Origin of the sequence: Peptostreptococcus sp. D1 (genome assembly GCF_900112955.1) — a bacterium.
Taxonomy (GTDB): Bacteria; Bacillota; Clostridia; order Peptostreptococcales; family Peptostreptococcaceae; genus Peptostreptococcus.
The window spans coordinates 1-12,181 of record NZ_FONP01000001.1 but is presented as its reverse complement, the minus strand read 5'-3'; the positions used below and the strand labels follow the sequence as shown (position 1 = coordinate 12,181).

Genomic DNA, 12,181 nt, shown 5'->3' with positions numbered 1-12,181 from the left:
TTCACTTTATATTGTAGTAAATGAATATGTGAGCTTTAGTTTTATTTATTTGTTTTCAATACTATTTATCCGATTACAATTTCGTTTTGTTTTTATTTGATTTATTTTTATGCTATTTGTTCATTTAGCTTTAATCTATTTATCTTTAAAATTTCTAGTAAGTGTTTTTTTCCATAATATATTTGTTGAATCTATGTAGTCGTCTATAGGAATATGGCAGTTGGTAAAAATTGGTGAATATCTCGCATTTTGATCGTAATTTACGATGCTGTCACAAAATTTAGTAAAGGCGTCATAGACTTCTTTAGAGTCGGGATTTAAAAGATAGTCTGTTTTTGGGTTGGCGTAAACTGGTCCCCCACCAATTCCCATTCCATTTACCCAGTTAAATTTATTCTTAAGCGAAAAATTCTTAAAGCATTGAATGGTGTGAATACTTTGATTTCCATGAGCTAACCCATTGTTTGACAAGACATAAATACTTGTGTTTTTTATATTGTCAGCCAATGGTCCATAGGTATGATTTTTTAGATATTGATACAGATATTCATCAATTCTTTGCAGATTTTGTATTACATGAGATGGGAGTGTATCGACATATACGCCCAAGCAAAATACTATTGATTCGTACTCTGTAAATTTCATTATTTCATATCCAGATAATGGCTTTGTAGAATCCCAATAGTATTTATCTATCTTCATTTCGTTATTTGATAGTCTATTACAAATATCAATGAGCTTATTTGAGTAGTATTCTGAAGCAGCCCTTTTCTTTCTCGGACTGGCATTTATCACTGCAATGCTTTTTTTCTTTTTTTTCAAATTGATGTGCTTTGGTATTATTATATCATCGTGATTCATGTACATTGCATCGTTTTTTTCACCGCCAAGAAGGATGTATGCAGTGGCAAAAGAGTTTACAAATTCAATATTATATGAATCGATGTAGTAATTTTTACAACAGGCTTTAACCAACTCTATTGCATCATCCTTTTCTCCGATGCTTGTATTTCCATAAAAAATAACATTTAAATGGAAGCTATGATCATATCTTTTTCCATGCCTCATATCATTGCCGGATTTAACCATAAAAGTATCTAAATATCCAATACATCTATCAATAGCTCTCTTTATGGGATAGGAAAATCCTCCGAAGCATAGCTTGGTTATTATTGTTATCGTATCGAATTTTGTTATGTTCTCAGCGTAGTGTTGAGCTTTATCTGGAAGAACACAAGCTCCAGGTGTTTTGATCCAGCATCCAGCACACCCAATACATGGTTTTATATCCTTGCAGTCTACTACCACTGTATTACTGTTTTTAAAATTGAGACCATCTGCATTTTCAAGTAAAATAAGTTCCATTGTGCATCCCTCCAAATTTATTATTATATTACTCATTATAACATTATTATTCAAAATAGATAAGCTACATGTGTCTAAAAAGCTACTTTTTTCTAGAAAATTTGATATAATATACTTGTGCTTAATAACATGTATGTTTGAGAGCGTAGTCAAGAGATGGTTAGAAAATAACCAAAATATAAGGTATTAAAGGTAGCTAAGAGAGCAGTAAGTTATATACCTTTGATATAAGAATTTTATGAAAAGAGGTTTTTATGAAATTAAAATATATTTATCATAGTGGTTTTTTAATTGAATTTGATGAGAAAAATATTATATTTGATTATTATAAAGGTGATATTCCCTATATTGATAGTGAAAAAAAGCTTTATGTTGTTTCGACGCATTCTCACCGAGATCATTTTAATGAGAATATTTTTGAAATGTTTAAGGATTTCAAAAATGCAAAATATCTTTTGTCAGATGATATAGAAATTGAAGAGAGGGAAGCTATTTGTTTTTTAGAGGGTAGAAAAAAATATTGCATCGATGATCTTGAAATAGAAACCTTTGAGAGTACAGATTTAGGTATAGCAATATTGATTACAACTGAAGGAAAAACAATTTATCATGGTGGTGATCTTAATTGGTGGACATGGCATGGATATGAAACTCAAGAAGAGTATGATAGCATGACAGAGAGATTTTTCAATGAGATGAAGCTGCTAAAGAATAGAGAAATAGATTTGGCTATGGTAGCATTAGATCCAAGACAGGGAGATAGATATGATTGGGGGTTGAAATATTTTATTGAAAGCACAAAAACAAAATATATTGCACCAATGCATTTATGGGATAAATACGAATTTATAGATAAATTTAAGGAAGATAATAAGGAGCTGTTGGAGGATATTGAGATAATAGATACTCATAAGACGGCAGCTAATCATTTTGAAATATAAAAGATATGTCCTAAAATTTACGAATAATTTTTTGAATTAATATGGAATCCAATTTATATAAAAAGCATTTAGAGGTGTACAGAAAAAAACAAAAAATTCATTCGTTTTAGGAAGGAGAAATATTATGGAATCATTGTTAGAGGTTTTTCAAAAATTAGATATCAATAAGAGAAGCTTTAAAAAGGATTTTGAAGATGCCACAGTTACAAAAATTTCCATTAATAAGAAAAATGGAAAAATAAAATTTTATCTGTCTTCTAAAAATATTATCAGTCATGAGCTTTTAGAGGAAGCAAAATATGAGGTTTCAAAGAAAATAAGATATAAGAAAGATGATATCAGTTTTGTGGTTTCGATAAAATACAATGAAAAAAAAGGCTATAAGGATTTGATAAAGCAGTATTGGAAAAATATTTTTTATCTAATGAAGCTAGAATGCCCATCAATTAGGGCGTATTCTGATTCGGTTGAGTATATGTTTTTAAAGGAAGAGTTAAAAATAAAGGCGCCGAATAGAATAATTTTCAATAGGCTATTAGAAAAAAATCTGGGAAAAAAAATAGAACAGATGCTATTACAGGAGCTAAATTGTGATATTGACGTTATTTTTGAATGTGCTGTTGAGAACAAAAATGATGACACATATATAGAACATATTTTAAAGGAAAATGAATTAGAGATTGAAAAATTCTGTAACGTTCTGGCTAAGGAGGAAAAAAATCCGAGTGTTGTGGATGATAAATACAAGGTTGAATTTGAAAAAGATCCAGATATTATATATGGTGACAGAGTGAATGCAAATATAATTGATATTTGCAATATTGATGAGAATACAAAAACAGTTAGTATAGTTGGTGAGGTATTTGATGTAAATCTGAGAGAGCTAAGGAATGGAAAGACAATACTCACAATCTATGTTACAGACAATACGGGTGCCATAAGCTGTAATATTAATCTAAATGATCTAAATAAGGAAATCATAGAGAAGAATACAAAGGTAGGCAGCTACCTTAGATTGATGGGAGATATCTATTTTAATATTTATTCGCAGGGCTACGACATGAATATAACTGGGATAAGGCTTGAAAAAAAAGAAGAAAGAATTGACAATGCTCCTGAAAAGAGGGTCGAATTACATTTGCATACGCAGATGTCAGCAATGGACTCTACTGTTCCGATAAAAGACCTTATTAAGAGATTGGAAAAATGGGGACATAAGGCTGTTGCTATTACGGATCATGGTGTAGTTCAAGCGTATCCAGACGCAATGAATGCTACAAGTAAATCAGATATTAAAGTATTGTATGGAGTCGAAGCATATTTGGTTGATGACAGTAGGGAGATAATTCAAAATGCGAATGACCGAAGCTTTGATCAAAGCTTTGTAGTATTCGATATAGAGACTACAGGTTTTTCGCCTGTCAATGACAATATTACAGAAATTGGTGCTGTAAAAATAGAAAATGGAAAAATTGTGGATAATTTTTCAAGCTTTGTAAACCCTAAAATGGATATTTCATACAAAATTCAAGAATTGACGAACATAACGAATGAAATGGTTGCTGAAGCTGATGGCATTGAGGTTGTTTTACCTAAATTTATCGAATTTGCAAAGGGCTCGGTATTGATTGCTCATAATGCAGACTTTGATACTGGATTTATAATGGAAAAATGCAAAAAGCTCGGTATTGAATACGATTTTGAAAAAATAGACACAGTTATTTTGGCGAGAGTTCTTTTGACAAGCCTTAGAAGAGTAACCCTGGACAAAATTGCAAAAGAGTTAAATGTCAATCTTCACGGGCATCATAGAGCGGTAAATGATGCTCAAGCCACGGCAGAAATATTTTTGAAATTTATAGAAATGTTCAAAAAGGCTGGTGCAGAAAAATTATCTGATGTAAATGAAATCTATGGAAATTTGGATTTTAAAAAGATTAGACCAACTCATGCGACAATTTACGCAAAGACACAGGCAGGTCTAAAGAATCTTTATGAATTGATAAGTGATTCCCATATTAATCACTTCTATTCAAGCCCTAGAATTCTAAAAAGTGAATTGCTGAAGAGAAGAGATGGGTTGATTGTTGGAACAGCTTGCTCAAGTGGAGAGGTGTATAGTGCTGTTTTACGAAATAAATCTGTTGATGAAATAGGAGAAATGCTAAAGCTGTATGACTTTATAGAAATAATGCCTCTTGAAAATTGTAGCTACTTAATCGAGTCAGGAGAAGTAAAGGATAGGGAAGAATTGATGTCCATAAATATGAAATTATGTGATTTGGGCGATAAGTTCGGTAAGCCTGTCGTTGCAACAGGAGATGTTCATATGATGGATGAGCATGAGGGTATATATAGATCAATTCTGATGTATTCTCAGCGAAGCAATGGGAAATTTTTAAAGCCGGTAAGACTTCATCTGAGAACAACAGAAGAGATGCTTGAGGAGTTTTCATATCTTGGTAAAGAAAAGGCATACGAGGTTGTAGTCACAAATTCAAATAAAATTGCAGATATGATGGAAAAAATAATTCCTATTCCAAATGGGACATTTCCTCCTATAATAGATGGGTCGGAGGATGAGCTGCGAAGAATGTGCTATGAAAAAGCAGAGGATATATATGGATCTCCTTTGCCGGAAGTAGTAAAGAATAGATTGGATAGAGAGCTAAACTCGATAATAGGAAATGGATATGCAGTTATGTATATAATTGCAAGTAAACTTGTTGCAAAATCTCTATCTGATGGATATTTAGTAGGATCCAGAGGCTCTGTTGGTTCCTCAATCGCAGCTACAATGAGTGGAATTACCGAGGTTAATCCGTTACCAGCTCATTATGTATGTCCGAATAAGGAGTGCAAGAACAGTGAATTTTTTGCGATTGGTGAATGGGGCTCAGGTGTTGATTTACCTGATAAGCATTGTCCAAAATGTGGAGCGAAATACATAAAGGAGGGACATGATATTCCTTTTGAAGTATTCTTGGGCTTTGAAGGAGATAAAGAGCCGGATATCGATCTAAACTTCTCAGGTGTTTACCAGCCTACTATTCATCAATATACAGAAGAGCTTTTTGGAAAGGGATACACTTACAGAGCCGGAACAATCGGTACGGTCAAGGATAAAACGGCGTTTGCGTATGTAAAGAAATTTTCCGAGGAGAATGACTTGAACTATTCAATAGCGGATATTCATTGGCTATCGAAGGGGTGTACAGGTGTGAAGAGAACCTCTGGGCAGCATCCTGGAGGAGTAATGGTAGTTCCTGATTATAAGGATGTGCATGATTTTACACCGATACAATATCCTGCTAATGATGTCAATTCAAGCGTAATAACTACTCATTTCGATTATCATTCTATTAGTGGTAGAATTTTGAAGCTAGATATACTTGGACACGATGGTCCGACCATAATAAAGATGCTGGAGGATATGACAGGAATTAAAATTACCGATATACCACTGGATGATCCAGAAACGATGTCTCTATTCACGTCGACAAAAGCGTTGGGTGTTTCTACAGAGGATATCGGTACTCCAGTAGGAAGCTTGGCTATTCCGGAGTTTGGAACAAAATTTACGAGGCAAATGCTCGTCGATACAATGCCTACCACTTTTGCTGAATTGGTCAGAATAGCTGGTTTATCACATGGTACAGACGTATGGCTAAATAATGCTCAGGATCTGGTTAGGAGTAATATTGTTGGTCTAAAGGATGTTATTTCCACTAGAGATGATATTATGAACTACCTGATATTTAGTGGATTAAAGCCTAAAACTGCGTTTACGATTATGGAGAGTGTGAGAAAGGGTAAGGGGCTAAAGCCAGAGTTTGAAAGTGATATGAGAGATAAAAATGTGCCAGAATGGTATATTAGCTCATGCAAAAAGATCAAATATATGTTTCCAAAGGCACATGCTGTAGCCTATGTGATGACTTCATTTAGAATTGCTTATTGTAAAATAAATTATCCAGAGGCCTTTTATGCAACGTATTTTACCACAAAGGTCGAGGACTTTGATATTGAGCTTATTTCTAAGGGTATGGAGGCTGTGCAAGCGAGAATGGAAGAAATTCGGGAAAAGGGAAACAGTGCTACAACCAAGGAAAATTCACAATATACATTGCTAGAGGTAGTTGTTGAGATGTTCGCAAGAGGAATAAAGGTCCTAAGGGTTGATATTTATAAATCTGATGCAAGGGAATTTAAAATTAATGGAAGGGGAGAGATACTTCCTCCTATGATTTCACTTGATGGAATGGGTGAGAATGCGGCTCAAAGCGTGGTCGATGCCAGAAGCAAGCCATTTATTTCAAAGGAGGATTTGCTAAAAAGAACTAGGCTATCAAAAACAGTGGTTGAAAAGCTGAGCGAGCACGGTAGTCTTGATGATTTAAGTGACGAAAATCAATTATCATTTAAGCTGTAAGTTGAAAATAATAAAGTTCGCCTTCTATGAAGTTTTAATTTATCCAAGATTAGGTGGCAGTTTGTTTACGATCAGTTTGTTGCTTAGTATCCCTATTTCCTTTCTGACATTTTTGCTCAGTATAGGAATAGGGATATTATATTCGCTGATGATTTTTTGCATATTTGTAGTTTTAGCTTCTTTTTTGCAAAAAGAGGTTACCACAGGAATAGAAGCATTAATTTGGATTTTTAGTTAGTCCTTATGGGATTACCAATTATTGGAGTAATAATTATATCATTCTTACAAGAAATAGATGAGAGAATAAAGTCATTTTAGGGTAAAGAACTGATATAATGATAGAAAAGGAGGTGATTATATGCGAGTATATGAAAACAAAGAAGAACTAAAAGCTGAAATAAAAAAAGCATTTGAAAAATATATTTCAGAATTTGACAATGTTCCGGAAACCTTAAAAGATAAGAGAGTAGATGAAGTTGGCAGAACTCCAGCAGAAAATCTTGCCTATCAGGTGGGGTGGACAACCTTGCTTCTTCAATGGGAGGAAGATGAAAGAAATGGTCTTAAAGTAAAAACACCGTCGGATGAATTTAAATGGAACGAGCTTGGTAAGTTATATCAGTGGTTTACAGACACCTACGCTCATTTATCTTTGCAAGAGCTGAAATCCAAATTAAACGAGAACATTAATTCTATCTATGCAATGATTGATTCGTTGAGTGAGGAAGAATTATTCAAACCGCATATGAGAAAATGGGCAGATGAAGCTACTAAAACAGCCACTTGGGAAGTCTGTAAGTTTATTCACGTGAATACCGTTGCTCCTTTTGGAACTTTCAGAACAAAAATCAGAAAATGGAAGAAGACAGTGTTATAGAATATAACTTATCGGATTCGATTGAATATATTATTTAGAATTGGAGAAGAAAAATGTTATTGATGACAATAAAAGAAAATGCGACTTGGGTGTTATCGCAATGGAACTTAACATACTCTGTTGGCTGGGAACAGATATGCAAAGCAGTTTATTTTATGTTTGATTATTATGATGACACTGAAATTTTAGCAGATGATAAGCGAATTGATTTATCCTCAAAAGAAGAAATTAAAAAGATTGGTGAAGCAAGGAACATAACAATTAGAGGTATTTCAAAAATTATTAAAGTTCCTCTAATGATAACATTTTTTAACCAGACAAGTGTAGTAAATGTAAATGTTGCACAAGTAAATGAAGAATTTAAAACTACGGATTATCAAAAGTTTAATTTTTCTCTATGTCAGTATATGGACAGCATTGAATTATCAATGTATAGATAATCTAAATTCAGGAAAAAAAGAAGAGGTGTCAGATAATGAAATTAAAAAACATTTTAATTGTTGTTAAAGATATTGAGAAATCAAAACAATTTTATATTGACCTATTCGGTCTTGATTTGGTACTTGATAATGATGGTAACATGATTTTAACGGAGGGACTTGTGCTTCAAGATGAAAAAATTTGGAAAAAGTTTTTAGGAAAGGATATTATCCCTAAAAGCAATTCTTGTGAACTATATTTTGAAGAACAAGATATAGAAGGATTTGTTGAAAAGTTAGAACGTTCTTATCCATCAATTCAATATGTTAATAAACTTATGACACATAGTTGGGGACAAAAAGTAATTCGTTTTTATGATTTGGATGGTAATTTGATTGAAGTAGGAACACCGATGTAACATCATAAATTTATGAGATTCTTCCTGAAATCATAGAACTTTGGGGGTATATTTGTAGACGAAAATTTAGTCTAAAAAATTCCAAAAAGTATAAGGGGGATGACAACAGCCCTATTTCTACTTAGATATGTAGAAATAGCTAAATATTTCAAATTTTGATTTATTAATCATAGGTATGATATTTGATATTTGGACTAAAAAAATCAAATGATAGCGTAAAATACGGTAAAGTAGCAGGACAGGCTGAGTTTGACAGATTCTAATTTATCATGAAATATGCTATATTAAATTAAATAAATTAGATTTTTTGGAGGTTACTATGGCTTTTGATTTTAAGAAAGAATATAAAGAATTTTATATGCCGAAGAATAAACCGGAGATTGTAAATGTGCCTAAAGCAAATTATATTGCTGTGAGAGGAAAGGGAAATCCAAATGAAGAAGGTGGAGCATATCAACAAGCAATCAGTGTATTATATGCTGTTGCGTACACTTTGAAAATGAGCTATAAAACAGACTATAAAATTGATGGTTTTTTTGAATATGTAGTTCCACCACTTGAAGGATTTTGGTGGCAAGAAAATATTTGTGGTGTAGATTATACAGATAAGTCCACTTTTAACTGGATTTCTGCTCTACGTCTGCCTGATTTCGTAACGCAAAAGGATTTTGAATGGGCGATTGAAACTGCAACTAAAAAGAAAAAGTTAGATTGTTCATCAGCAGAGTATATGACCATTGAGGAAGGCTTATGCGTTCAAATAATGCACTTAGGATCATTTGATGATGAACCTTCTACTGTTGCGATTATGGATAAATACGTAGAACAGAACGGATATGTAAATGATATAAACAAGGATAGGCTACACCATGAAATTTATATGTCTGATGCAAGAAAGGTTGCTCCAGAAAAGTGGAAAACTGTTATTAGACATCCAATAAAGAAAGTGTAAAATCACAGTTTATCGGAATAAGAAAATTTAGATTTTAACATGGGAAATAATACAATGAGTGTGGATTTGAATTTTGGGAGATACAAGGAAAATACTGCACATAACCATGTAGAAATGCCGATTTTAAATACAGAAAATTTCATAAAAACAGTTGCCAAAGGCGATAGATAAAAACTATTGCCTTTTTTATTTGTAAAAATTTATGTTTAACATAAGGCTTTTATTTTTTCTTAACATGGATTTAACATCTTAAATGATAAAATTATATTAAATTAATAAGTGGAGGTCATAGTATGAGTAAAAAATTTATTAAGAAAAAATCTGTGTTAAAAAAAGTATCCGTATTTTGTTTGATGGGGATTATTGTATTTGGGCTGGCTGCCTGTGGAAAAAAAACGATAAAAAAGTTTCAACAGACAAATCGCCTGTTTCCAGTGAAGCCCAAAAGAAAAGTTCAGGAGAAAACATAGGAAAATTTGAAGCGACAGATTTGGAAAATAACAAGGTTACGCAAGACATATTTAAAGAAAATGATTTAACTTTGGTAAATCTGCTTTCATCAACATGTAATCCTTGTATGGAAGAATTACCGCACTTAGCTGAATTATCTAATGAATATAAGGATAAAAAAGTCGGAGTGTTAGGTGTTAATATTGATATGGATTCGAAAGGTAATCCCGATGAAGATTCTAAAAAAGCATTGTTAAAAATTTTAAGCAAGAAAAAGAATAATATGAAAGTTATTTTTATGGAACAAAATTTAATGAATAAGTTGATGAAAAAAACAGAGGCTATACCTTATACATTTTTTGTAGATAAAAACGGAAATATTGTAGGAGAAGAATATTTGGGGGATCGTTCAAAAGAGGACTGGGCAAAGATAATAGATAAAGAACTTAAAAATGTTTCCAAAAAATAAACAGGCGGTGAGGATATGAAAAGAAAAAATGTAGTATCTTCAGTAATATTTTTAACGGGAATAGGATTTGTATTATACGGAGTACTTGCAAAGCATGAAAATCTTATAGTATTAAATAAGGCTATCAGGATTTGTATGGAATGTATAGGGATTGGATAGGCGTATTTTATGAAAAAGAAAAATAAACTTAATTTTTTCAGACATAAAATCCAAACTCTGGCAACATTAATTACAAACGGAAATGTAGCCGGTTATATTTCAGGTAAAATATATAAAGGAAATATAAAAAATGCCTGTGTTCCCGGACTTAATTGTTATTCTTGTGTCGGAGCTTTGGGGTCTTGCCCCATAGGCTCCTTGCAGGCGGTTATAGGAAAAAGCGGAGGCAGATTTCCTTTTTATGTCGTCGGCTTTTTAATTCTCATAGGAAGTTTGTTCGGAAGACTTGTATGCGGTTTTTTATGCCCTTTCGGTTTCTTTCAGGATTTACTACATAAAATACCTTTTTTGAAAAAGATAAGAAAACTGCCAAAGGAAAAAATACTTGTAAAATTAAAGTATTTGATTTTGCTTGTATTTGTAATAATCCTTCCCATGTATTTTGTAAATGATATAGGAAACGGCTATCCGTACTTTTGTAAATTGATATGTCCGGCAGGAACTTTGGAAGGAGGTATACCTTTAGTATTATTAAATAAAGCAATGAGAGGCTCAATTGGATTTTTATTTGCATGGAAGAATGTAATACTTATTATAACAATTATTTTATCAATTATGGTATACAGACCGTTTTGTAAACTTATATGCCCATTAGGAGCTATATATTCTTTATTTAATAAGGTTTCTTTTTACAGATATCATGTAAACTCTGATAAATGTATAAATTGCAGTAAATGTTCAAAGGTATGTTTGATGAATGTGGATCCTGTAAAGGATGCAAATCACTTGGAGTGCATTCGCTGTGGAAATTGCAGAAATGCTTGCCCTAAAGGAGCGATAGAACTTTTGATAGCGAACAGAAAAATTAAATGAAGGGTGTAAGATGGGGTTATTTATATTATTCAACTATATTTTGAAAGAGAGATAAATGTTTATTTATGGGGATAACTCCTTTAAGTATTATTACATAATTAATAATTACTTTTATTTTAGGTATGTTTCTTGCTCTTAGCTATAGGAATACAAAAAACATATGGCTACCGGTAGCTTATCATGGTCCATGGGATTATATTTTCTTAAGTGAAATAGGTAAAACTTATACTGTTATTGATATAATCGTAGTTATTCTCATGGTAATGGAATTAATGACGAGTTTATTTATGCTAAAAATATCAAGAAGGACTAAAATTATTCTATAAAAACTTAATATAAAAAATCAAAAAAAGAAGTCTGATAGACTAATAATGTCTAAAGGCTTCTTTTTTTGAGGAAATATGTTTTTACTAAATATATCCGTATAACATTTGAATTACATAAAAATAATAAAGAAGAGAAACTAAATAAATGTGGCAAGCGAGAAAGAATTTATAAAGCAAGTAGCAAAGCATGAGGAAAGATATAATAAGGCTGCTATGAATTATAAAAATCCAAATTAAATTGTATCAGAATACTTCTCAAAGTGTAATATATTTTGACAATTAAGGATCACTTAAAAGGTAGATGGAAATAGCACTGGAAAAAATAAAATGGATTTGTTATAATATATTTGTATAAATAGATGCGAAAAGAGTTGACAGTTATGGATCAGTTGAAGACAATTGTTAGACAGACAGACAGACAGACAGACAGACAGACAGACAGACAGACAGACAGACAGACAGACAGACAGACAGACAGACAGACAGACAGACAGACAGA

12 protein-coding genes are annotated in these 12,181 nt (G+C 32.2%); 11 read left to right on the top strand and 1 reads right to left on the bottom strand.

Annotation, left to right across the window (positions count from 1 at the left end; translation table 11 throughout):
- Nucleotides 1-135: 135 nt before the first annotated feature.
- Nucleotides 136-1,365: a flavodoxin family protein gene (locus BM120_RS00060; protein ID WP_091992462.1), complete on the bottom strand. Its 1,230-nt coding sequence runs from the start codon at nt 1,363-1,365 to the stop codon at nt 136-138.
- Nucleotides 1,366-1,619: 254 nt separating this feature from the next.
- On the opposite strand from BM120_RS00060, the gene BM120_RS00055 reads away from it, so the two are divergent.
- From BM120_RS00055 to BM120_RS11335, 11 genes are all read left to right on the top strand, one after another.
- Entirely contained in the window at nt 1,620-2,306 is a 687-nt protein-coding gene (locus BM120_RS00055; RefSeq protein ID WP_091992461.1) for an MBL fold metallo-hydrolase, read from the top strand.
- Between the two features lie 124 nt (nt 2,307-2,430).
- A complete protein-coding gene (locus BM120_RS00050; RefSeq protein WP_091992460.1) occupies nt 2,431-6,738 on the top strand; it encodes a PolC-type DNA polymerase III in 4,308 nt (1,435 codons plus the stop codon).
- 358 nt (nt 6,739-7,096) lie between these two features.
- Nucleotides 7,097-7,615, top strand: coding sequence for a ClbS/DfsB family four-helix bundle protein (locus tag BM120_RS00040; protein ID WP_091992459.1), 519 nt, complete (start codon nt 7,097-7,099; stop codon nt 7,613-7,615).
- Nucleotides 7,616-7,668: 53 nt separating this feature from the next.
- Nucleotides 7,669-8,055: a hypothetical protein gene (locus BM120_RS00035; RefSeq protein ID WP_091992458.1), complete on the top strand. Its 387-nt coding sequence runs from the start codon at nt 7,669-7,671 to the stop codon at nt 8,053-8,055.
- Between the two features lie 35 nt (nt 8,056-8,090).
- Entirely contained in the window at nt 8,091-8,453 is a 363-nt protein-coding gene (locus BM120_RS00030) for a VOC family protein (protein ID WP_091992457.1), read from the top strand.
- 319 nt (nt 8,454-8,772) lie between these two features.
- Nucleotides 8,773-9,405: a GyrI-like domain-containing protein gene (locus BM120_RS00025; RefSeq protein ID WP_091992456.1), complete on the top strand. Its 633-nt coding sequence runs from the start codon at nt 8,773-8,775 to the stop codon at nt 9,403-9,405.
- Between the two features lie 39 nt (nt 9,406-9,444).
- Nucleotides 9,445-9,576 (top strand): hypothetical protein, encoded by a 132-nt coding sequence (locus BM120_RS11170; RefSeq protein ID WP_278335300.1) that lies wholly within the window; start codon nt 9,445-9,447, stop codon nt 9,574-9,576.
- A 175-nt stretch (nt 9,577-9,751) separates the two neighbouring features.
- The gene (locus BM120_RS00020; RefSeq protein ID WP_177187333.1) at nt 9,752-10,324 is read left to right on the top strand and encodes a TlpA family protein disulfide reductase; all 573 of its coding nucleotides are present in this window, start codon (nt 9,752-9,754) and stop codon (nt 10,322-10,324) included.
- Between the two features lie 15 nt (nt 10,325-10,339).
- Complete coding sequence (locus BM120_RS00015; RefSeq protein WP_091992454.1) at nt 10,340-10,483, top strand: CD1871A family CXXC motif-containing protein; 144 nt, start codon at nt 10,340-10,342, stop codon at nt 10,481-10,483.
- 9 nt (nt 10,484-10,492) lie between these two features.
- Nucleotides 10,493-11,356, top strand: a complete 864-nt coding sequence (locus BM120_RS00010) for a 4Fe-4S binding protein (RefSeq protein ID WP_091992453.1) — start codon at nt 10,493-10,495, stop codon at nt 11,354-11,356.
- 101 nt (nt 11,357-11,457) lie between these two features.
- Nucleotides 11,458-11,682, top strand: a complete 225-nt coding sequence (locus tag BM120_RS11335) for a CPBP family glutamic-type intramembrane protease (protein WP_442956740.1) — start codon at nt 11,458-11,460, stop codon at nt 11,680-11,682.
- Nucleotides 11,683-12,181 lie beyond the last annotated feature (499 nt).

Excerpts from the sequence above, each read along its gene's own strand:
- BM120_RS00015 (WP_091992454.1), top strand. The coding sequence starts at position 10,340 with ATGAAAAGAAAAAATGTAGTATCTTCAGTAATATTTTTAACGGGAATA.
- BM120_RS11170 (WP_278335300.1), top strand. The coding sequence starts at position 9,445 with ATGGGAAATAATACAATGAGTGTGGATTTGAATTTTGGGAGATACAAG.
- BM120_RS00060 (WP_091992462.1), bottom strand. The coding sequence starts at position 1,365 with ATGGAACTTATTTTACTTGAAAATGCAGATGGTCTCAATTTTAAAAAC.
- BM120_RS00035 (WP_091992458.1), top strand. The coding sequence starts at position 7,669 with ATGTTATTGATGACAATAAAAGAAAATGCGACTTGGGTGTTATCGCAA.
- BM120_RS00025 (WP_091992456.1), top strand. The coding sequence starts at position 8,773 with ATGGCTTTTGATTTTAAGAAAGAATATAAAGAATTTTATATGCCGAAG.
- BM120_RS00055 (WP_091992461.1), top strand. The coding sequence starts at position 1,620 with ATGAAATTAAAATATATTTATCATAGTGGTTTTTTAATTGAATTTGAT.
- BM120_RS00050 (WP_091992460.1), top strand. The coding sequence starts at position 2,431 with ATGGAATCATTGTTAGAGGTTTTTCAAAAATTAGATATCAATAAGAGA.
- BM120_RS00040 (WP_091992459.1), top strand. The coding sequence starts at position 7,097 with ATGCGAGTATATGAAAACAAAGAAGAACTAAAAGCTGAAATAAAAAAA.
- BM120_RS00030 (WP_091992457.1), top strand. The coding sequence starts at position 8,091 with ATGAAATTAAAAAACATTTTAATTGTTGTTAAAGATATTGAGAAATCA.
- BM120_RS00010 (WP_091992453.1), top strand. The coding sequence starts at position 10,493 with ATGAAAAAGAAAAATAAACTTAATTTTTTCAGACATAAAATCCAAACT.